Raw genomic sequence first — 20738 nt, forward strand, 5'->3', positions numbered from 1 at the left:
ATGTTAACTCTCTCTTCTGTCTGTAAAAAAGCCAATATCTTCTGCCATTTGTTTTCATCTAAAAAAACCAACTTCATCCTCTTTCCTCTATAAATTATTCTCTCTATCCTAACATAAGATCAACACGACCTAGCTCCCTCCTTCCCCCTGGACCCAACGCGGGAGCGCTACTCCATGTACCTAGCCAAGGTGCATCTATTACCCTGGCTCTATTGGAACCGCATGCTCAAGGGCAAAAAGTTTGAGGCAGACATCTTCAAGCCCATCAACAAGTTGGTGCATCGCTACTAAGGCTCTTGGATCCCTCGCCCCTGACCCCTCTCCTCTGGGAGAGGGGAGTTTTTTTAGAGGCAGGCTTTTAGCCTTTTCAGCATCGGCAGCGCCGTGCGCAGGCCGCCTGAGTATTCGCGGAACAGCCCACCGGCAGGTGATTTTTGGCCCTTCCAAGCCGGCTGTAAGCTCCCCAACCCCAGCCACTCACCCTTTTTCGCAAGCAGAACCAAGTCTGACTGCCTCTAGATTGTCCTGGGAATTACTGAGGAAGATCGCGGACAAAGCTACAAAATATTTCTTAGTATCAATGTTTTTTGAGATGTAAGGCTTTGCCGCATAACTTTCCCCTAGTCTCCGTAAAGACCGGATAGGCTAAGTGTGAAAGTCTCATCTAAGGATGTTATCATATGTCCGACGAAGAAGAGCTAGGGTATCTCATCAAGAGGCGAAATGAAATTAATGAAATTATAGAGCAGCAGAGAAATATCCAAGCCATTATTCAGGCTCCAAGGAATTGGCGAAAACGGGATATTTTGCGTCAAGCAAAAGAGTGGGGCTGGGAAATTGTTCAGCGACGTGCCAGACATAGCACGCAGGCTGTTCGGGGTGATTTAAGAATTCCTATTCCCGGACACGGCGGCGGAGATACTTTGAAAGTAGGATTAGCTCACAAAGTCTTATCCGAACTAGCAGAGCCTGTACTCAGAGAGCTGCAGCTTCAAGAGCAAGAGTACAGCGACCTACTTATTAGCTTTCCAGCGAATAGAGGTGTTAGCTTTAGGGTTGAGGCGGATTTACTAACTAAGCAGATTGAGTTTCTGGAAGAGCAGAACCAAAAACTTGAATTTAAAATAGTCGAGACTGAGGAAGCAGCTCTTAGTTTGCTCACCGAGAAAGAACTTGAGAATCAGCGGCTAGCCAACAGAATGAGAGAGCTTGTGGAAGAGCAGCTTCAAGCGCAAGAAGTTCTCGGTCATGCTATCGTAGCTCTGAAGCAGCTCAAGCATCTCTTCGACCAGCTTCAGAATGCGGTAAACCAAATTCCCATCCTATGGGTTAAGAGCTTATTGCAAAGTTACCTGAACAACATCAAGTCTGTTTTTGAAACCAACTTGCTCTCTGCCGGTTCTAGAAAGTTGCTTCAGGAGAAAGAACAGGAGTCTTATCAAGGGAAGTTGCCTCAGGAGAACAACCATGGGTCTCATCGAGAGTCTTGAAACGGCAATCGCGACCTCGCGGCGCAACTATGCTGAGCTTGTTAGCTTGACAGACCAACTCATCACCGAGCAACAGCAGCAAGGTCAACGAAATTGGCTGCGGCTGAATGCCAAGCCCTGGACCGTAGCGACTCTTAAAAAAACCTTTGCTTCCTTTGCAGCAGCTCGAGCTTACTTTGGCAAATGTTATGGCTTAAAGGCAAGAGGGTGGAAAACTTTAGCAGAGCAGGTCAATACCGTTGAGACGGCATTGATTCACTTGGGTCTAGCTATTCGCGAAAACCCACAAGAAAAGAGCATCTCCCCTTTCAAGAATTGATGGCTACCCATTTTAGTCATTTCAAGCCAGGTTTTTTAGAAACAGGCTTTTAGCTTTTTCAGCACCACTCGATCCAGCGTCAGCAGCGCCGAGCGCAAGCCACCCGAGTAGCCCCAAAAAAAGCCGACAGGCAGATGTCCTGGCGGTGCATCCAGGCTGGTTTTGAGCTCGCCGTACCCCAGCCAGCGACCTTGGATCCGCCAACCCACGGCTTCCCCCATACACTCTTCGCGGGGCAAGGCGGAGAAGGATCGCGATCTGCCTATTGAGGTTCCTCCGGGGTCGCATCCTTGCCACAGTTGCTTTTGAACGCTAAAGCCAAAGCGCCCATGGCTGGCCCGCACCCACAGTTGGTCAATCAGCCGCAGCATGGGGCAGGGGAAGGCCTGAACATCCTTGGGATCAAAAAAGCCCACTTGCGAGCGCCCAGCAAGCTTCAGCATCAGGGCTGTCGTCCAGCGATCCGCCTCCCCCCACTGCCCCGCTCGCAGCCGATCCCACAGACCTTGCAAGGCAGGGGCTGCTTCCCCCACCCACTCTGGCCAAGAGAGAGTTCCGGGCAGGGATCCCCCCTTCCCTCTCTCCTCTGGACAGACCTCAGGAAAAATCAGGGATCCGGATCCCTCTTCTCTTCCAGCTTTTTTGGCAGTGGCAGGGGTGGGAGGTGCCACCAGTTGCTCTAGCTCTTCCGCCGAGTGCCGGGACAGGAGCTGTTCCAGCTCGTCTTGGGGTTGTGGAGGCTGGGCCAAGATCTGCTCCAGCTCCCTCAGCTCTTGGGTGCGGATGGCTGGCTCAAAAGCAACCGGCTTCCTCCCTTGTTGAGAGGCTTCTGCCGGTAACAGTGCCAGCCACTCGGCCATGGTTTGCGGGCGCTCTTCTGGGTGGAGAGCCATCCCTTTGAGAATGGCAGCCTCCACAACCTCGGGAATGTTGGGGTTAAGGCTGCGAGGGGTATCCAACTGGCGGCCTGTGGCCCGCACTGGCGCACACATAGGCACCATCCCCGTCAGCGCCGTGTAGAGGGTTGCTGCCAAGGCGTAGACATCGGTGAAGGCGCCGCGGCGGCGCAAGCTGTCGTATTGCTCTAGAGGAGCATAGCCATCGGTGCCGTAGGAGGTGTGGCGTTGGATCAGACCTTGGGTGTAGCCGCGAGCTAGGCCAAAGTCGATCAACACCGCCTGCTGGGATCCCTCCCGCACCATGATGTTGGATGGCTTCACATCCCGATGCAGGATCCCCTGTTCGTGCAAGGCCATCAGGGCAGATCCCACCTCCCGCGTCAGGCGCAGGGCTTCCGGCAGGGGCAACGGCCCTTTTTGCCGCAGAAGCTGGTGCAGAGTCTGGCCGCGGATGTACTCCATCACAATACACCAGCGCTCCTGCTCCCAGATCACTTCTTCCACCTTCACCACATGGGGGTGGCGGCAGCGGGCCAGTTGCAGCGCCTCATTCATGAAGTTCTGCTGGAAGTGGGGATAGTCGGGATCCTCACGAAGGCTGTCGTTCAAAACTTTGATAACCACCTGGTCAGCACGAACGCTATCCCAGGCCCGGTAGGTGATGCCGAAACCCCCCTCCCCCAAAACGGCCTCGATGCGGTAGCGTCCCCCTTGCAATTGTTCACCAACTGCCCAAGCCATATCTGGATCCCTGCCCCTACTGCCATTCTGTCACAGGGATCAGAGAGTTGCTGGCCTATGGAGCCCCCTAGAAGTCCGAGGGCAGCACTCCAGTTTTCACCTGGAAGGTGGGTGCCTGTCCATTTCGGATGACCCGCAGCGTCAGCGTATTGCCCACCCCAGCGGCTTCCACCAACTGCTGCACCTGCTCGGCATCGCGGATGGCCTGCCCATTGATTTCAGTGATCACATCCCCCTCCCGCAAGCCAATCTCCTCAGCCGGGGATCCCGAAATCACCTGCCCGATCAAGACCCCTTCTTCCACTGTCAGCGTGGTGGGACGAGCGGGGTCGCGGTTGAGGCGCGCCACAATGTCAGGGTTGAGGGTGATCATGCGAATGCCCAAGAAAGCGTGCTCTACCCGACCATTCCGGATCAATTGCTCGGCAATTTCCATGGCGCGGTTGATGGGGATGGAAAAGCCGACGCTCTGAGCTCGCTGGAAGATGGCCGTATTCACCCCAATCACGCGGCCTTCCGCATCCAGCAACGGGCCGCCCGAGTTGCCGGGGTTAATGGCCGCATCCGTTTGCAGGAAAGTCACCCGCTTGTTGACAGCCCCAATTTGCCCGGAGGAGCGCCCAACAGCACTGATGATCCCAGCAGTCACGGTATTGTCCAGGCCCAGCGGGTTGCCAATGGCGATGGCCCAATCCCCCGGTCGCACCAAGTCAGAGTTGCCCAAAGTAACCGTGGGCAGATTCTCCCCCTCAATCTTGATCACCGCGATATCGGTAACCGGGTCTGAGCCCTTCACCTCTCCTTCAAAGGTGCGCCCATCCAGCAGATGAACCCTGACTCGCTCGCTGCCTTCCACCACATGGGCGTTGGTGAGGATCAGGCCACTGGCGTCGATGATAAAGCCCGATCCGGTGCCTTCTTGCCGAAACTCCTGCGGCAACTGCGGTAGTTGATCCCCAAAGAAGCGGCGAAACAGGGGCTGGTTGAACAGTTCTGGGTTGACCCCCCTCGACACGGTGCGGGTGGCATCGATGCGCACCACCGCTGGGCCGACCTTTTGGGCAACGGCGGCAATAAAATTAGAAGGCCGGACGGCATCGGCGGGAGGGGCAGAATTCGCAGCCTCAGGGCGGGGCTCAGACCAGGGCAAAAGGGATCCCACTCCCTCACTGGCCCGTCGCGTCCAAGTGACCAGGGGAGTTTGCTGTAACCACTCCTGCCCCGCTCGAGACGATAGCCAGACCCCACCTGCGACGCCTCCACCAAACAGAGCCATCGCCAAAAGTGTATGCCGTAGAATCCGCGCCATGCTCCCTCCCAAAGCTAAGCCGTATCGCCAAGACTCAAAAGGCGTGAACCCGCTCCCCCGACTTACGCCATCAAGACCCAGTTCACTCCTGGTCTATTCTATCTATTCCTACTCTTTACTTTTGATTCCTACTCTTTACTTTTGGATGTTCGGGGTATGTGTGCTTACCCTAGCAAATCTTGCGGACAGAGGCAGTGCTCGAAACGCCCAAAATGATCGGGGATCCGAGTATGCTCCATTCCTCCGAGCCACAAGGGCGGGATCCGTGGCAGCGCCACCGCGCCTGGATGCAGTTGGCCTTGCGAGAAGCTAAGCAAGCGGGAGAAGCCGGAGAGGTGCCGGTGGCCGCTCTGGTGGTGGGGCCAGGGGAAAAGTTGCTGGCTTTGAGCAGCAACCGGCGGGAACGGGATCGGGATCCCACGGCCCATGCGGAGATCCTAGCCCTACGGCAGGCAGGGCAACGGCTGGGAGATTGGCAACTGCGGGGCTGTCGGCTGTACGTCACGCTTGAGCCTTGCCCCATGTGTGCCGGGGCCATCAGCCAATCGCGGCTGGCCCAGGTAATCTACGGCGCCGATGATCCCAAGGCCGGAGCACTGCGCAGCGTACTCAATTTGCCTGCCTCCGCTGCCAGCTTCCATTGCCCGGAGATCATCGGCGGAGTTTGCGAGGTCGAGTGTCGACGCCTATTGCAGCAGTGGTTTTGCCGCCGCCGCGGGATCCCCTCTGAGCCGGCTGAATCCTGACCGAGGGACTGGGGGCGGAAAATTCTGGGTTGAAGTCGTGCATCTGCAGGATGTTTTTGATACTGTCATAACGGGTTCGGCTGGCCCTTGCCCGGGATCCCGCACCAGCCTCAAAAAAGGCTTTCCGAGTGCGGGATCTCTTGAGCCCAACGGTGGCCGCTTGGGTTGTTGGGGGTGCGTCGTCCCTATGCCTGGATTCTCAAAACCCGACTTGTCCGGGATCCCTCGCCGGCTGTGATACTCTTTCCCAGAGGATTGGTGTGTGACTATTACCCTCTCCTTCTCTCCTCCGCCATCAGCCTCGATTAGAGGTATTGCCCTCCTGGTTTGGGCTTGGCTGTGCTTGACCTTTCCGGTGCAAGCACGGGTGCTGCTGCGGGTAGGTATTGCCGTCAACAAGCCCCAGGTCACCGTCGGCAGCTCTACCGGAGCCCGCCTATTGAATGCCCAGGGACAACCCCTGGCAGAGGTTCAGGCCATGCAACCGCTGCAGGCCAGCCGTTCGGGTTCAGCAGTCAGTTTGGCTGGCCAACAGGGAGAACGTCTTTACCTGCAGCCCACTGTCCCCGATGGGTTGGTGTTTATCGACCAGAATTGGTACCGCGGCTGGGTGGAGCTGATCCCTGGCGAGCGTGGGGTGATTGCCATCAACCAAGTTGGCTTGGAAGACTACGTTTCCAGCGTAGTGGGCAGCGAGATGGGACACCGTTTTCCCATGGAGGCTCTCAAAGCCCAAGCCGTGGCCTCCCGCACCTATGCCCTCTACCACCGCAGTCGCCGTTCCCAGCAGCCTTTTGACTTAGGAAACGGGATTGATTGGCAGGTTTACAAGGGAGTGGCTGCCGAATCCAGCCGTACCCAAGCGGCTGCCCGTGAGACCGCCGGGCAGGTTCTCATCCACCAGGGGCAGTTGATCAATGCGGTTTTCCACTCCTCTGCGGGGGGACATACAGATGATGCAGGCAACGTCTGGTTAGAATCGCGGCCCTACTTACAGGGGGTGCCGGATTTCGATCAGCACTCACCGGTGTTTAGCTGGACGGCCACCGTTCCTGCCCAACAGATTCAGCAATTGGCTGCCGGGATCGGTGCCATTCGTTCTGTTGAGGTGCTGCGCAGCTCCCCGTGGGGACGGGCAATCACGGTGCGCTTGACGGGATCCCAAGGGATCAAAGATCTCAATGCCGGCGATTTTCGTCGGGCTCTTGGGTTGCGCAGCACAAAGATTGCCATTAGTCCACGCGGAGAGGCCGCCACTACAGCCAGCTTGGCTCCTGTGGCAGGGACATTCCCAGCTTTCTTTGAGATTCATGGGCGGGGCTACGGGCACGGGGTGGGCATGAGCCAGTGGGGAGCTGCCGCCCTGGCCAGCCAAAACTACTCTTACCAACAGATCCTCAGCCACTACTACCGCAACACCAGTCTGGCAGTGGTGGAAGGACGTTAAGGCTCAACTTCAAGGAGAAGCCAACAAAATAATCGATTGGTAGCAAAAGCGGCTGCAGTTTTTAAGAGCTTATGAGAAGCAGCATTTTAATTGAACCGGAGGGGTTCCCCAAGGGTTCGTTGGGGTTCTGTAGATTTTGTTAACTTTGAGTTAACTCTAACGTTGCACCATCTCTTACGATAGACGGGCAGCTTCTAGACGGGCAGCTTCTGCCGGAATCGAAAGCTGGCCTGCCTGCGACCCCTGCTTTTGAAGGCTCCGCGCTGCTATGACAAGATCAAGATCGAGAGAAGCCTGGGCAAATTTGGGTTACATCCCTGAAGATTTTGTGAAGATTTTGTAGAGATCTTGAATTCCCCTCTCGGGATCCTCAGGATCGGCTCAATAATAATTGAGATACGTTTACCAGCATCGACCTCTACCTCTTCTTTTTCGAGCCCATAACTTTAACCCCAGGTATCTGTCCTATGTCCATTGCCACCTTAGCTCCTGCTTTTCCCGAACGTTGTCCGGTGCTGCCGGAAGCGCTCACGCCCCTGTGCGAGATCGCCCGTAACTATTGGTGGACTTGGAACCCGGATCACCTCACCATTTTCCGGGAAATGGATCCCGCCCTGTGGGAAAAAACCTCCCACAACCCGGTGCGCATGCTGGAGGAGGTTTCCTACTTGCGGTTGGCAGCCTTGGCCACCGATGTGAACTACCTCAACACGTTGAACCGGATGGTGCAGTCCTATCGGAAGTACATGGCGGCTGAGGATACCTGGGCCAAGCGCACCATGAAAACCTACGACTGGCAGCGTCCCATCGCCTATTTCTGTGCCGAATACGGCTTGCACGAGTCTTTGCCCACCTACTCTGGCGGGCTGGGTATGTTGGCCGCCGATCACCTCAAGTCGGCTTCAGATTTGGGAGTGCCCCTGGTGGCCATCGGGTTGCTCTACCGTCAGGGCTACTTCCAACAGCGCCTGGACAACAATGGCTGGCAGGGGGAGCTTTACGAAGACTCTGAGTTTGAGTCTCTGCCGTTGACTCTGGTGCGCCAGCCGGATGGCAGCCCTCTGTTGGTGGAAGTGGCGATGCGGCAGCGGTTGGTGAAGGCGCGTGCCTGGCGAGCAGACGTGGGCCGGGTGCCGCTCTTTCTGCTGGACACCGACCTGCCGGAGAACGACCCCATCGACCGCTGGATTACCGCCCACCTCTACGGGGGCAGCACCGATACTCGCATTGCCCAAGAGTGCATCCTGGGTATCGGTGGGGTGCGCCTGCTGCGCCAGTTGGGTTTGGATCCCATGGTTTATCACATGAATGAAGGGCACGCTGCTTTCCTGACGCTGGAGTTGCTGCGGGAGGAAGTGGCGCGGGGCACCCCCTTCGAGACGGCGGAGGCCAAGGTGCGGGAAAAATGTGTGTTTACTACCCATACACCGGTGCCGGCTGGCCACGATGCCTTTAGCCCCAATGAGATGGATGCGTTCTTTGCCTCCTTCTGGCCTCAACTGGGCCTGACGCGGGAACAATTTTTGGCCTTGGGAGCTCGGCGCACCGGGGATCCCTGGGAGCGCTTTAACATGACGGTGCTGGCTTTGCGGTACGCGCGGGCAGCCAATGGCGTAAGCAAGCTCCACGGACGGGTTTCTCGCGAAATGTGGCATGTGCTCTACCCTGAGCGATCGGTGGATGAGGTGCCCATCAGCTCCATTACCAATGGGGTTCACGCCCGTACCTGGGTTTCCCCTCTTTTTTGGAACCTCTACGACCAGTACTTGGGCCCCGATTGGCCGGAGCGGGTGTCAGACCCGGAACTGTGGGCCAAGGTGGAAGAGATCCCAGATGAAGAACTGTGGCGGCGCAAAGAGGCTCTGCGGGAGCGGCTGGTGTCTTTTACCCGTCACCGGGTGTTGCGGGCCCGGCGCAATCGCGGCGAAAGCAATGAGCGCATCCAAGCGGTCAACCAGTTGCTGGATCCCAAGGTCTTGACGATTGGGTTTGCCCGTCGCTTCAGCACCTACAAGCGAGGAGATTTGATCCTGCGAAATCTGGAGCGAATTACCCGCATCTTCACCAACAAAGAGTACCCTGTGCAAATTATCTTCGCCGGCAAGGCCCATCCCCGGGACGAAGGGGGCAAGCGCCTGATCCAGCGGGTGGTGGAATGGTCCAACCGGCCTGAGGTGGCCAACCGAGTCGCCTTCATCGAAAACTACGATGCCTATGTCGCTCGCAATTTGGTGCAGGGGGTCGATGTGTGGCTGAACAACCCGCGACGCCCTCTGGAGGCCTCCGGCACCTCAGGACAAAAGGTGGGCTTCAGCGGGGGATTGAATTTGTCGGTGCTGGATGGCTGGTGGCCGGAGGGTTACAACGGTCGCAATGGCTGGGCTATTGGCCAAGAAATCGAAGGTCTGGATCCCGCTGCCCAAGACGACTTGGACGCCAACTCCCTCTACGACTTGTTGGAGTATGAGGTGATCCCCATGTTCTACGACCGGGACGAGAAAGGGATCCCGCGCCGCTGGATTGCCCGCATGAAGGAGGCGATCCGCACGCTCAACCCCGTTTTCAACACCGACCGCATGGTAGCGGAGTACGTGCTGAAAATCTACGAGCCTCAGCCCCTGGAAGCAGAGGCGAGCCGGACTTTGTTGGGTTCGGCTGTTGCCGGCTAGGGTGGACTCCCCCTCTCCCAGCGCAAATCATACAAAACATTGGGATCCCTCTCTCCTCAAGAGGAAAAGCAGGGATCCCGGGTTTGCGCTTGGGGAAAAGAGACTAGGCGCTGGCGTTGACGGCCATAGGCAGAGTCAGCGGCTCTGGCTCCTCTTCGGGGGGCAGCATCACCACCTCAGAGTTGTCGATGATGGCCTGCAGCTCTTCCCCATCGATGGTTTCGGCCTCCACCAAACGACGGGCGATCCGATCCAAGAGGGCACGGTTTTCCCGAATCAAGTAGGTGGCCCGTTGGTAGGCCTCGTTCACCAGCCGCCGCACCTCTTCGTCAATGAGGGCCGCTGTTTCCTCCGAGAAATCCCGTTCTGCGGCGATTTCCCGGCCCAGGAAAATGTTGGTGTACTGGCGACCTAGGGCTACATTTCCCAGGCGATCGCTCATACCGAAGCGGGTCACCATGTTGCGGGCGATGCGGGCCACCTGTTGCAGGTCGCTGGCTGCCCCCGTGGTGATCTCCGACTCTCCGTAGACCACTTCTTCGGCCACACGCCCACCCAAGGCAACGGTCATCATGTTCTTCAGATGGGCACGGGTGGTTAGTCCCATGTCGTCATCGCTGGGCATGAACCAGGTGAGGCCACCTGCTTGTCCCCGGGGGATGATCGTCACTTTTTGGATGGGATCGTAGTTGGGCAAGAGGGATCCCACCAGGGCATGGCCCGCCTCATGGTAGGCCACCAACTCCTTGCGCCGTTCGCTCATCAGCCGATCCTTCTTCTCTGGGCCGGCCAACACCCGATCCACCGCGTCGTTGATCTCGTCCATGGAGATCTCGGTGAGGTTGCGGCGGGCTGCCAGAATGGCTGCTTCGTTCAGGAGGTTGGCCAAGTCGGCGCCGGTAAACCCAGGAGTACGGCGGGCCAACTTCTCCAAATCCACATCCGCAGACAGGGTTTTGCCGCGGGCATGCACCTTGAGGATTTCTAGCCGGCCCTGAAAATCGGGGCGATCCACCGTAACTTGGCGATCGAACCGGCCAGGCCGTAGCAGCGCCGCATCCAGCACATCCGGTCGGTTGGTGGCCGCAATGACGATGATGCCGGAGTTGCCCTCAAAACCGTCCATCTCGGTGAGCAACTGGTTCAGGGTCTGCTCCCGTTCGTCGTTGCCACCTCCCAAGCCAGCTCCCCGCTGGCGACCGACTGCATCAATTTCATCGATGAAGACGATGCAGGGAGCATTTTGCTTGGCCTGCTCGAACAGATCCCGCACGCGAGAAGCGCCGACCCCGACAAACATCTCCACAAACTCAGAGCCAGAGATGGAGAAAAAGGGCACACCTGCTTCTCCGGCTACGGCGCGGGCCAACAGGGTCTTACCGGTGCCGGGCGGGCCCACCAGCAGCACCCCGCGGGGAATCTTGGCTCCCAAAGCGGTGAAGCGCTCTGAATTTTTCAGGAAATCCACCACCTCTGCCAGCTCCAGCTTGGCCTGATCGATGCCGGCCACATCGTTGAAGGTAATCTGGGTTTTCGGCTCCATCTGCACCCGTGCCCTGGATTTGCCGAAGTTGAGAGCTTGGCTGCCTGGGCCATTTTGAGCCCGCCGCAGCAGGAAAAAGAGCCCCAGCAAGAGCAAAACCGGCAGGAAGAAGGTGCTGAGAATGCGCCCAAGTAGCCCCTCCTCTTGGACAGGACGCACGGCCAGCTCCACCCCGTTGGCAACCAGGGTGTTCTCAAACTCGGGGGTAAGGGGGGGCAGATTCACCTGCACTTGGGTGGCGCGGTTGTTGATTTCTGCCTCGGCAATGGCAACTTGGCGACCATCCGGGGCCGTCTCCACCAAAACTTTGCTGACCTCGCCCCGTTCGACGCGGCTGATTAGGTCGGAGTAGCTGATCTCCAAACGCTCAGCCGGGCGGGTACCCAAGAAGGTGGTGGCTAAAGAGATCAAGACGATGGCCAGTAGCGCATATAACCCCGCGCTTCTCCATTTCTTGTTTTTACCTTTCTGACTCACGGAAGTGTTTCCTCCCAAAGGGTGTTTTTGAATCGAACTCGCAGATGGCGACTTGTGGGTAACAATCTGGGGTCGAGTGGGTTCTTGCAGCAACAGACTGTTAATTAATATTAACCTGACTGAGAGGGTTGCCGGGGATCCCTGCAATTCCCCTCTTCTGGCCGGGAGTTTGGGGATAGGATTGAGAGACCAAGGCTGGACCGTCAGTCAGAACAGGTGGTGTTTTTTCCATTCTCATTCCAGCTTGCCCAGGGATCCCTATGCTGACTCAACTGCGCGAACTGAGCATCGCTGCCGACGGACGGTATCTCAGGGATGAGGAGCTGCAGTTCATGGAGACCTACCTAGCCTCCTTTGACCTTCGCCTGAGCGCCTATCGCAAGATCCAGGCGGCGGAAGCCCAGATCATCCGGGATGTGGAGATGAAAATGCGCGCGCTGGATCCCTACTTGCTCATGCGAGGGGTGGAAGACTTTAGCAACAAGTGGAAAGCTGACACCGTTCGGGTTCTGCGCCTTTCGGCTTTGGCCATGCTCCTGGACGATGAGCAACGCTACAAAGATCGATTTCTCTACTGGTTCCAGACCTTAATGCGGGCCTTCCGCACCCAACGCAGTTGCGAGGCCACCTATCGCTTCCTACAAGAAGTGATAGCCAATTACCTCACCCCCGAAGAAACCAAGTTGATCAGGCCAATTCTGGAAACCAACCGCACGCTGTTGGGCCTTAACTAGGCCGCCGTCCCGGCGGGCTCTTCAGAGTTGGCCGGCTCAACCACCTCCAGCTCATCAGCTTGGAGATGCGCACGGAACTTGTTGTCAAACTGCACCTGAAAGGGAAAGTTGGCGCTGATCGGGCGGCCATTCCAATCCCGAAGCACGGCCTTCAGCTCCCCTTCCATGCCTTTGAGGTCAAAAGGTTGATTGCGATGTTCCGGGTGGTGATAGACAATCACGCTGGTACGCACCCGCACCCGATCTCCAACTTTCATGTCTTGCCCTCCTAACAAGGCGGCCCACCACAGGAACCCACTGGAAACACTCTAGCTCAATCTCTAAGCAAACCTTCGAGATGTGGAGAAGTATGTGGAAAGTAAACTACCCGACCCTGACTGCTTCGCAGTACGGGGCGGGCTTTCGGTAGCCCTGCAGTTGGCAAGCCAACCACGAACCTCTAGGCTGGTTTACAGCAGCCCCCAAAAGCGCAATCACATTCGCACCATTCAAATCCGCATCCCCTTCCCATCCACAGTGCCCACACTTAAACTTCTTTCCACTGCGATAGGATTGCGCAGGGTCGGGATGAATGTGCAAACACCGGTGGCAGGTCTGCGACGTGTAGGCAGGCGGAACAAGAATCAGAGCAACCCCCGCACGCAGAGCCTTGTATTCCAGAAATTGACGGAGTTGATAAAACGCCCAACTGTTGGCCCTGCGCCGTTCGGCTTTGCTGCGTGGCTGTTGATTGACCCTTTCCCGGATCCCTGTCAAGTCTTCCAGAGCAATAGCGCTGTTTGTCGCCTTTGCCCTAGAGACAATAGCTTTGGAGATGCGATGATTGACCCACGCCTGAAAGCGTCTTTCCTTGCCAGACAGCCGTTGCAACAGTTGACGGCATCTGCGCCGCGAACTGCGGGTGCCCTTACTGGCTTTACGTTGGAGTACCGCCCTCAGCTTGGAGTAGTGGTCGCGGACTCGATTCAACTGCTGTCCATTCCAATTGTCCCCCTCTGACGTATGGGCGATATCCGTCCTGCCCAAGTCCACCCCGATCACCTTGTCGGTATCTTGTTGCTTGGGCGGGTTTTTCTCTACGCAAATCTGGATGTAGTAGGAGCCGTCCTTCCGCTGGACTAGGGTGGCCGATTTGGGGTTGGAACCAGCCAGCATCCCACGCTGGTAGTTGCCAATGGCTAGTTCAAAGCGCTCTCGCCCTTCCACCGTGGTCAGCGACACCGTCCAGTCTTTTTGACGGAACGAAAAGATACGGGCGTCGTAGGTAACAAAGCCGCTCTTAAACTCCTTGACGGGACGCTTTTTCTGCTTAGCCACTTTGCGGGAACCCGCTACCCGTCTGCACACCTGTTGAGCCAAGTTACTGGACAAGCCAAACCGGGCTCGAATCTCGTAGTAGCAAAGGGATTGGAGTTTGATTGCGTTGACTACTTTTTCTGGTGTGTTTTGGTTGACCCAGTTCAATGCCTGTACAAAGGCATCCATCGTCGCGTCCAATTTGGCGGCTTGCGACGGGGACACCTTGAGCTTACAGGATATGGTCAGGACTTGGGTCATGGTTCTATCATAACTTCCGCATTCCTCCCGACACTGACCCTACGGGTACAGTGCGGGGCTCCTGCGATTTCTAGCTGAAACAGTAGTTTGTATTTTCCTCAGGGTCATCTTCATGTTGGGAAGCCCCAGAACATCCCCTCAAAGTCAACCCAGAGAAAGCCCGTCTCAACCAATGGGATCCCTCTGGAGCCAACAGCGCCGCTCACTGGATCCCTGGGTTGTATAGATGGGATCCCTATTGGGCAGGAGGCTGGTTTCGCCGGAAAAAGCTGCGTCTAGCCAATCTCAGCTTCCACCGGGATCTGGGAAAGAGAGAAGGCGACCTTTTGTTGCTGATACATTTACGCTGAACACTGCTGAACATCACTGTTCAACTATGCAGCGATAGCATTCTGTTTGTTTCCAAACAGAATGGCGGTATCCCGCAAAGCTTTGAGTAGAATACCCAAAGCGCAGTTTCCGTGTCGTCTTACTACCAATTTTCTGCTTTGCTTTGGCTACCATGTTGGCAGACTCGAAAGTAAACAGAAAGATCAACTGGTAGTAATCCGTACTGAACATATTATACATTATTATTATTTTCAGTATAGTTGAGCTTATTATTGACTAGAGTCATGCTCCACCAAGCGGTCGAATTCTCGCTCGAAGGTGACCAAGGCCCGGTTGGTTTTGCCCCCCAAGTAGAGCCCCGTCTCCGTTTGCAAAGCCCAGATTTGGCTGTAGCTGAAGTAGCTCATCACCACCCCCACCATCAACAGGCCAAATCCGAGATACACCGCAGGGATCCCTGGATCGGATTTAATTTGCAGTCCGGTAGCGCCGATCACCTCATCCAGATACAGAGTGAGGGGGTTGGGGAAGCGTTGGGGAGCGACCTCGTCGAGGGCCAAGCTCATGCCTTGGCGCAGGGATCCCATCCATTGCCCTTCAGTGTCGTAGAGCAGGGCTGTCCCCTGCAAATCCGGCAGCAGCAGCGTGAGGCCCTGGCTCATGTCCGGCTGGGTGGGCACAAAAGCGCCCCAGAGTTTGTTGCCTGCCTCGGTGCGCACCGGCACCACCGGGATTTGAAAAGAGGGGCTATTGTTGATGCGGATGCGGATGCTGTCGATGCTCCAATCGGCTTGGTAAAGGGTCACACCCCGGTAGGAGAGAGGATGGTTGACGGAAATGGTCTGACGTTTAACCTCCTGACCCTGATCCAAGATCGAGAGGTCGGAATAAAACTGCTTGACACGGCCATCGGCAGCGTAGTCAATCCAGAAGCGATTGGCCCGAATTTGCCAGGTGGGCAAGTGAGCGCGAGCCAGATCCCCTGCTCCGGTCAAGTGTTGAATAGAAGCCACGCCGCCGCTGGGAATGAGTTCTTGGGCCTTGAAGCCGCTAATGCTGCCCCAAATCGCCCCCAGCAAGATCAGCAGCATGCTGACATGCACCAAGATGGGGCCGATCCTGCCGATTAACCCCTTGCGGGCGTAGAGGTAATGGCCCTCCTGAAACACCAGATAGCCCTGTCGACGCAACTGCTGCGGCAGCCCTTGTAAGGATTGTTGGGGCAGATACGTCCAAAAGGGCAGGCGCTGAAAAGACTGCGGACGGGTGAGATAGCTCCAACGGCGAGCCACCTTGAGCATTGGCCACTGGCGCGTAAAGGAACAGGCGATAAGGCTGCTGCCGAACAGGATCAAAATGGCCAGAAACCAAGGGGTGCGGTAGACGTGATCCAATCCCAAGTTCAGGATCACCCGCCACGTGAGAAAGCCAAACAGGGCCGGATGCTCCGGATAGTGGGCTTGATAAAAAGCCGCTGTTTCCTCTTGCTCAATTACCGTGCCGGTGGCGCTCAAAACCGCAATCGCCAACAAAAGGCCAATGGCCAGGCGCAGATCCGCCAGCAGCGGCAGCAGCTCATGACGAAAGTACCGCCGCAGCGAGGAAACCCAGCGGGCAAGCGGGAGAGAGTATATGACCATGAGAAGTTTGTCGGCTCAAGATTCAGACCGCTGCTCTTGCCAGGCAAGGTGCAGTCCCCAACAGGGTGCTGTAGGTGTAGCCCCATCTTAGCCTGCAGAAGCAGGGATCCCTTAGGCCCAAGCCGACAAGATTGTTACGCTGCCGAACCCCACCAACATCACCCCACTGGCGTAGGTGAGCCAGCCCGACCAGCGCCGCAAGGCCAACAGTTGCTTCACCGCTCCGGTAAACACCCCCGCCAGGAGCAGGGGAAAGGCCAACCCCAGCCCGTAAGCCAGCAACAGCCCACCCCCTACCCATGGCTGCCCTGTGGTGGAAACCCAAGCCAGCAAAGCCACCAAAACCGGCGTACTGCAGGGAGAGGCCACCAGGCCAAAGGTTAACCCCAGCAACACTGCCCGGCCTAACCTGGGCCATTTCCCGGGGATCTCGAGGCGGTTAAACCCATCGGGAAAACGCAGGGGGAGCACCTCCAACAAGTTCAGCCCCATCAAGATGGCAATTCCCCCCGCCACAGTGGGCCCAAAGGATCCCGTTTGTCCGTAAACGCGACCCAGCAAAGCTGCCGACAAACCCAGCAGGGTCAGGGTAAAAGCCATGCCAGCCGCAAAACCCAGGGATTGAGCCCAGACCTGCAGCCGCCCTTCCCCAGCCGTTTCCTCAGAAGCGGGGGTGTAGCCGCCGATGTAGGCGATGGTCACCGGCAGCATAGACAGCGTGCAGGGGGAAAGACTGGTGAGCAAGCCCGCCAGACCCACCACCAACAGACTAACGGGAGAAAGGTGCTGCAGTTGAAACTGAACCAGCTCAGTTGCCCATTGTTCCAGTTGGTAAAGCCAAAGCTGAGCCGTGCTCAACATAAGCTCGATCTGTCCACATAAGCTCAAGGTAGCATGAACTCCCCCGCCCCCCTGGGATCCCCAGTCTTGGGGGAGTACGTCTACTGTCCATTCCCACCGCGCAGGTTGTGAGGAATTCCGCGAGGATGGTTGACGGGGAACTGCTGCCATTCCTGTTGAGCTCGTTGCAGCACCAGGAGCAATTCGTCCCACCTTTCGCCATCGATCAACTGCTCTATCTGTCGCAGCTGAGCTTGGTAGCTGCTCAGGGCAGTCAGCAGCGCCTGCCGGTTGTGGCGGGCCATCTCCAAACCCAATTGCGGGATCCCTCCGCCAACACGGCTGGTATCGCGGAATCCGCTGCTGGCCAAAGTGCGGGCCAATTCCAGAATCGCGGGATCCCCTTCTTGGCTAACCGCTGCGATCAAACTGGCGCTGACCATAACTGGCAAATGGCTGATCCAGGCCACCGCTCGGTCATGGCGGGCGGGATCCGTGAGGACAGCTTCTGCGCCAACAGCAGCAATCAGTTCTTTCACCGCATCGAGAGCCTGAGGTTGGGTCTCGGCGATGGGAGTGAGCACGTAGGGCCGCCCCCGAAACAAGTCAGCTTCTGCCGCTTGGATCCCTTGCAGGCTTTTGCCGGCCATGGGGTGCCCCCCCACAAACCAGGGCCACAATTCGGTTGCCGGAGCAACGATGGGCTGCTTAACCGAGCCGACATCGCTCACCACGGTTTCTGCCGACAAATAAGGCACCAGGGCGGCTAGCGTGGCCAACACCTGCTCCAGAGGGGTACAGATCAGCACCCTTTGAGGGTCAAAGCGGGCCAACTGGGCCAACTCGGTTCCACAGCCTTGGACAGCACCCCGTTCCAGAGCCTGTTTGCAGGTGGCCGGGTTGCGACTTATCCCCCAGACGGAATATCCCTTTTCGGTCAGTTTGAGGGCCAGGGATCCGCCAATCAACCCCAACCCGACAATGGCAATGCGCATAGTATCTCAGTAAGCCAGTGAAACTCCTTTTTGGACACCACCAACAACCGCTTCCAGGTGTAGTAGGAGGCTGCTCCCGTAGCTCAGCGATACTCGCCACCGGCGGGCAAGCCTAGTTCCTTCCGAAGCTCCCGCCGCAGCAGCTAAATTCTCGGCCAGGGACTGTCCACTTGTCCATTTTTAAGTCAATATAGGGGTAACATCCGGGCTTGCTTGCCCTGCGGATTCGTGGTAGCCAAACTGGCCTCCGACAGGAAAAACAAGGGCAGGCCTTGGATGTATTGGCAGGAGCTCGGCCCGCTGTGGACTGCTGTTGCGCCGAAGGGATCCCAGCCTTTCGTGCCGGCTCAGAGCAGTTCTTCTTCGCTTACTCAAGAGCAGGTGTCCCTCTTCTCAGCGATTGCTCCAGAACTGTACCCATCGAGCCACTTTCACAGCGGGCTCGGCTTTTGGCCTGCGAGTTCCCGCTTTAACCCCCGTTGGGGAGCACTCTGTCGTTTAGGAGATTCTATGCCTAGTGAACCCAAAACCCGCAAGAGCCGTGAAAGCACTAACCCGCGCCCGCGCGACCGTCGTCGTGAATCGGCCAAAGGGAGCAAAGGGGCAGTCTCAGCCACCCATCTCTCCTTGCCGAAGTTAATTCAAGAGAATGCGGTGCTCCAATCTCGCAGCCAGTTGTTGTTGATGTACAGTGACTTCCAAACCGAAATGCCCAACGATGGCAAAACCGGTGTGGGCACCTGGCTACAGTCTCGACTCAAGGAGCACGGCATGCCCAGCCTGCTGCGTTTTGGCCCCCGCTCCCGCCCCCAGGTTTTCCGCCGCGATGAATTTTCCGAGTGGATTACGCTGGCTCTGGCCTCTGTTAACCCCAACAGCGATACTGCCCCCCAAGAGCACCTGAGCTAGGCCGGAAGGGGAAGTTGAGCGGTAGAAGCAGAGGTTGCTGGCCCAGGGATCCCGCCACGCCCGTTGAGGGAAGAGGGTGAACTGGGCTTTTCTGTATCCGGCAACAGCAGGTCGCGGATGAGGCGGGCTGCCGAGCGTTGCAACCAGCGGGAGGCCAATTGACGGCCCAGTTGTTGAGCTTCCGGTTTGGCAGCCACCTTGGCAACAATCGGCAGAAGCTGCAGCGGCTGAAAGCTCGGGTTGCTGCTGAGGAGTTCCCACAGACGCTGCAAATGAGCCAAGCCATCTGAGCCACCCTGGGATCCCGAGCTGGAAAAGAGCACATCCACTAGGCGCTCCCGCAGGAAAGCGCCCCGCTCAGAAAAGATAAAATCAACGGCCTTTTCCAGGGATCCCTGTAGATCAAAATCCTCGCTGTTGACGGCGTTGCGCAGCAGGTTCTCCAGGCGGTTCCAGCGAAATTGCCCCTGGTTAAACAGCAGCTCCCGCAGAGATACGCGCAGCTCCGGGGCCGGGTCGGTGAGCAGGCGCTGAGCCACGTAGGGATAGGCCACGCTCAACACCTTAAAGTTGGGATCCAGGCCGATGGCGATCCCTTCCAGGGTGAGCAAAGAGCGGATGATCAAGGCGTAGTAGGCGGGAACTCGAAAGGGAAAGTCGTACATCACCCCCGAGAGCCGATCGGTGATGCTCTTGAAATTCAGTTCGGAGACCGATTTGCCCATCGCTTCGGCGAAGACAGCTTCCAGAGCAGGGATGATGGGAGTCAGGTCGGTATCTGGATCCAGGAACTCCAAGTCCACGTAGTCTTGGGCCAGCCCGGCAAAGTCTCGGTTTACCAAATGCACAATCGCCTTGATCAGGCCGTAGCGCTGATGGGGCGCGATGGTGCTCATCATGCCGAAATCGATATAGGCCAGCCGCCCGTCGTACATGGCCAAGAGGTTGCCCGGGTGGGGATCGGCGTGGAAAAAGCCATTTTCCAAAAGCTGCTTGAGGGAGCAATTGACACCGATCTCGATCAAGTGCCGTCCATCCAGCCCCGCAGCAGCGATTTTGTCAACCTGAGTCAGCTTGATGCCATCAATCCACTCCATCGTCAGCACCTTGGTGCGGGTGTACTCCCAGTAAATTTTGGGAGCGTAGATGGAGGGGTGACGGTACAGCGCCAGGAACCGCTCGGCATTGCGGCCCTCCTGCGTGTAGTCCATTTCTTCGTAGAGGCGCCCGGCAAACTCATCGACGATGCCCACCAGGTCGCTGCGGATGCGGCGGAAAGTGCGTTTGGCCCAGGCGGCCAGGCTGCGGACAATATACATGTCGAGAGAGATGCGCCCAATCAAGTCGGGCCGCTGCACCTTGACGGCGACTTTCTCCCCGCTGTGCAAGTAGGCCTGGTACACTTGCCCCAAGCTGGCGGCGGCAATCGGTTCAGGGCTGATCTCTCGAAAGATTTTGTCTACGGGTTTGCCGATCTCCGACTCGATGAGGGCAAAAGCAATGGCATTCTCGAAGGGGGGCAGCTCATCCTGCAGTTTGGCCAGCTCCTCCAGAAACAGGGGCGAAACCAGATCGGGACGGGTGGAGAGGGCTTGGCCGATTTTGATGGCTGTCGGCCCCAATTCCGTGAGGATCTCCCGTAGCCGGGCCGCATGTTTCGGGCGATTCTTCAGTTCTACTCCCCGCCAGCGATCCCAAAACACCCAGGCCAACAAGCCCAAAAAGGGGGTGATCAACTGAAACAGGCGCCGCACCACCAGATCCCAGCGCCCTCGATATTGCTTGGCCAACTGCTCTGGGTCGTAACGCAAGCTTGGCTCAGGAACCACCCCCAGATCTGCCGGAGGGATGGAGACAGCCCCAGAACCCAAGCCATCCTGCCTCGCTGCTATTGTCACTACCGGTGTTGCGCCCATAGATGCCCCAACGGATTCCGTAACACATCTTAACTTGCTGGCTCAGCCTGGCGACCCTCGGAGACAGCCACCGGCCTGCTCGATTGGGTTTGAAAAGGCGGGACGAACCTTCGGAATAAGGATCTTCAGTCTTCTCCCTGAGGAGTTGACAGCAGCCCACCTCTGGGGATCCCCGCC

16 protein-coding genes and 2 pseudogenes are annotated in these 20738 nt (G+C 57.3%); 8 read left to right on the forward strand and 10 right to left on the reverse strand.

Annotation, left to right across the window (positions count from 1 at the left end; genetic code table 11):
* Positions 1-77: pseudogene (locus tag ACVWXW_RS03790) on the reverse strand (IS5-like element ISSoc13 family transposase); the annotation flags it as partial.
* 61 nt (positions 78-138) lie between these two features.
* Here ACVWXW_RS03790 and ACVWXW_RS03795 point away from each other — a divergent pair.
* From ACVWXW_RS03795 to ACVWXW_RS03805, 3 genes and pseudogenes are all read left to right on the forward strand, one after another.
* Positions 139-291 (forward strand): annotated as a pseudogene (locus tag ACVWXW_RS03795) (NAD(P)/FAD-dependent oxidoreductase); the annotation flags it as partial.
* A gap of 389 nt (positions 292-680) precedes the next feature.
* Complete coding sequence (locus ACVWXW_RS03800; protein WP_457402860.1) at positions 681-1490, forward strand: hypothetical protein; 810 nt, start codon at positions 681-683, stop codon at positions 1488-1490.
* Positions 1468-1809, forward strand: a complete 342-nt coding sequence (locus tag ACVWXW_RS03805; RefSeq protein WP_414331053.1) for a hypothetical protein — start codon at positions 1468-1470, stop codon at positions 1807-1809. The genes ACVWXW_RS03800 and ACVWXW_RS03805 overlap by 23 nt, the downstream gene beginning before the upstream one ends.
* 35 nt (positions 1810-1844) lie before the next feature.
* Here the strand turns inward: ACVWXW_RS03805 and ACVWXW_RS03810 are convergent, their stop codons facing one another.
* Together ACVWXW_RS03810 and ACVWXW_RS03815 are read right to left on the reverse strand one after the other, a co-directional pair.
* Positions 1845-3449, reverse strand: coding sequence for a serine/threonine-protein kinase (locus tag ACVWXW_RS03810; protein ID WP_457402862.1), 1605 nt, complete (start codon positions 3447-3449; stop codon positions 1845-1847).
* 67 nt (positions 3450-3516) lie between these two features.
* Complete coding sequence (locus ACVWXW_RS03815; RefSeq protein WP_457402865.1) at positions 3517-4758, reverse strand: HhoA/HhoB/HtrA family serine endopeptidase; 1242 nt, start codon at positions 4756-4758, stop codon at positions 3517-3519.
* A gap of 230 nt (positions 4759-4988) precedes the next feature.
* Here ACVWXW_RS03815 and ACVWXW_RS03820 point away from each other — a divergent pair, with 230 nt between their 5' ends.
* The 3 genes from ACVWXW_RS03820 to glgP all read left to right on the forward strand — a co-directional run bounded on the left by ACVWXW_RS03820 (position 4989) and on the right by glgP (position 9620).
* Complete coding sequence (locus ACVWXW_RS03820) at positions 4989-5504, forward strand: nucleoside deaminase (RefSeq protein ID WP_457402867.1); 516 nt, start codon at positions 4989-4991, stop codon at positions 5502-5504.
* A gap of 262 nt (positions 5505-5766) precedes the next feature.
* The gene (locus ACVWXW_RS03825; RefSeq protein WP_457402869.1) at positions 5767-6951 is read left to right on the forward strand and encodes a SpoIID/LytB domain-containing protein; all 1185 of its coding nucleotides are present in this window, start codon (positions 5767-5769) and stop codon (positions 6949-6951) included.
* A 467-nt stretch (positions 6952-7418) separates the two neighbouring features.
* Positions 7419-9620, forward strand: a complete 2202-nt coding sequence (gene glgP, locus ACVWXW_RS03830; RefSeq protein ID WP_414406474.1) for an alpha-glucan family phosphorylase — start codon at positions 7419-7421, stop codon at positions 9618-9620.
* A gap of 103 nt (positions 9621-9723) precedes the next feature.
* On the opposite strand, the gene ftsH is transcribed toward glgP, so the two are convergent.
* On the reverse strand, positions 9724-11640 hold the full coding sequence (ftsH, locus tag ACVWXW_RS03835; protein WP_414349995.1) for an ATP-dependent zinc metalloprotease FtsH: 1917 nt from the start codon (positions 11638-11640) through the stop codon (positions 9724-9726).
* Positions 11641-11900: 260 nt separating this feature from the next.
* On the opposite strand from ftsH, the gene ACVWXW_RS03840 reads away from it, so the two are divergent.
* On the forward strand, positions 11901-12374 hold the full coding sequence (locus tag ACVWXW_RS03840; RefSeq protein ID WP_011432275.1) for a globin family protein: 474 nt from the start codon (positions 11901-11903) through the stop codon (positions 12372-12374).
* On the opposite strand, the gene ACVWXW_RS03845 is transcribed toward ACVWXW_RS03840, so the two are convergent.
* The 5 genes from ACVWXW_RS03845 to ACVWXW_RS03865 form a co-directional block, all read right to left on the reverse strand.
* Positions 12371-12631 carry a ferredoxin-thioredoxin reductase variable chain gene (locus ACVWXW_RS03845; RefSeq protein ID WP_414332109.1) on the reverse strand — a complete coding sequence of 87 codons (261 nt, stop codon included), beginning with the start codon at positions 12629-12631 and terminating at the stop codon, positions 12371-12373. The two genes, ACVWXW_RS03840 and ACVWXW_RS03845, sit on opposite strands and share 4 nt — an antisense overlap.
* Positions 12632-12737: 106 nt before the next feature.
* Positions 12738-13931: an RNA-guided endonuclease InsQ/TnpB family protein gene (locus tag ACVWXW_RS03850; protein WP_457402871.1), complete on the reverse strand. Its 1194-nt coding sequence runs from the start codon at positions 13929-13931 to the stop codon at positions 12738-12740.
* Positions 13932-14530: 599 nt separating this feature from the next.
* The gene (locus ACVWXW_RS03855; RefSeq protein WP_457402873.1) at positions 14531-15901 is read right to left on the reverse strand and encodes a cytochrome c biogenesis protein; all 1371 of its coding nucleotides are present in this window, start codon (positions 15899-15901) and stop codon (positions 14531-14533) included.
* Positions 15902-16012: 111 nt separating this feature from the next.
* On the reverse strand, positions 16013-16762 hold the full coding sequence (locus tag ACVWXW_RS03860; protein WP_457402875.1) for a cytochrome c biogenesis protein CcdA: 750 nt from the start codon (positions 16760-16762) through the stop codon (positions 16013-16015).
* 80 nt (positions 16763-16842) lie between these two features.
* Positions 16843-17736, reverse strand: coding sequence for a prephenate/arogenate dehydrogenase (locus ACVWXW_RS03865; protein WP_457402877.1), 894 nt, complete (start codon positions 17734-17736; stop codon positions 16843-16845).
* Between the two features lie 510 nt (positions 17737-18246).
* Here ACVWXW_RS03865 and ACVWXW_RS03870 point away from each other — a divergent pair.
* A complete protein-coding gene (locus ACVWXW_RS03870; protein WP_414330450.1) occupies positions 18247-18645 on the forward strand; it encodes a hypothetical protein in 399 nt (132 codons plus the stop codon).
* Here ACVWXW_RS03870 and ACVWXW_RS03875 read toward each other — a convergent pair.
* Positions 18642-20561: an ABC1 kinase family protein gene (locus ACVWXW_RS03875; protein ID WP_457402878.1), complete on the reverse strand. Its 1920-nt coding sequence runs from the start codon at positions 20559-20561 to the stop codon at positions 18642-18644. The two genes, ACVWXW_RS03870 and ACVWXW_RS03875, sit on opposite strands and share 4 nt — an antisense overlap.
* Positions 20562-20738: the final 177 nt, after the last annotated feature.

The sequence above is a fragment of the Thermostichus sp. MS-CIW-30 genome (assembly GCF_054058015.1).

Excerpts from the sequence above, each read along its gene's own strand:
- ACVWXW_RS03800 (WP_457402860.1), top strand. The coding sequence starts at position 681 with ATGTCCGACGAAGAAGAGCTAGGGTATCTCATCAAGAGGCGAAATGAA.
- ACVWXW_RS03805 (WP_414331053.1), top strand. The coding sequence starts at position 1,468 with ATGGGTCTCATCGAGAGTCTTGAAACGGCAATCGCGACCTCGCGGCGC.
- ACVWXW_RS03810 (WP_457402862.1), bottom strand. The coding sequence starts at position 3,449 with ATGGCTTGGGCAGTTGGTGAACAATTGCAAGGGGGACGCTACCGCATC.
- ACVWXW_RS03815 (WP_457402865.1), bottom strand. The coding sequence starts at position 4,758 with ATGGCGCGGATTCTACGGCATACACTTTTGGCGATGGCTCTGTTTGGT.
- ACVWXW_RS03820 (WP_457402867.1), top strand. The coding sequence starts at position 4,989 with ATGCTCCATTCCTCCGAGCCACAAGGGCGGGATCCGTGGCAGCGCCAC.
- glgP (WP_414406474.1), top strand. The coding sequence starts at position 7,419 with ATGTCCATTGCCACCTTAGCTCCTGCTTTTCCCGAACGTTGTCCGGTG.
- ACVWXW_RS03840 (WP_011432275.1), top strand. The coding sequence starts at position 11,901 with ATGCTGACTCAACTGCGCGAACTGAGCATCGCTGCCGACGGACGGTAT.
- ACVWXW_RS03845 (WP_414332109.1), bottom strand. The coding sequence starts at position 12,631 with ATGAAAGTTGGAGATCGGGTGCGGGTGCGTACCAGCGTGATTGTCTAT.
- ACVWXW_RS03850 (WP_457402871.1), bottom strand. The coding sequence starts at position 13,931 with ATGACCCAAGTCCTGACCATATCCTGTAAGCTCAAGGTGTCCCCGTCG.
- ACVWXW_RS03855 (WP_457402873.1), bottom strand. The coding sequence starts at position 15,901 with ATGGTCATATACTCTCTCCCGCTTGCCCGCTGGGTTTCCTCGCTGCGG.
- ACVWXW_RS03860 (WP_457402875.1), bottom strand. The coding sequence starts at position 16,762 with ATGTTGAGCACGGCTCAGCTTTGGCTTTACCAACTGGAACAATGGGCA.
- ACVWXW_RS03865 (WP_457402877.1), bottom strand. The coding sequence starts at position 17,736 with ATGCGCATTGCCATTGTCGGGTTGGGGTTGATTGGCGGATCCCTGGCC.
- ACVWXW_RS03870 (WP_414330450.1), top strand. The coding sequence starts at position 18,247 with ATGCCTAGTGAACCCAAAACCCGCAAGAGCCGTGAAAGCACTAACCCG.
- ACVWXW_RS03875 (WP_457402878.1), bottom strand. The coding sequence starts at position 20,561 with ATGGGCGCAACACCGGTAGTGACAATAGCAGCGAGGCAGGATGGCTTG.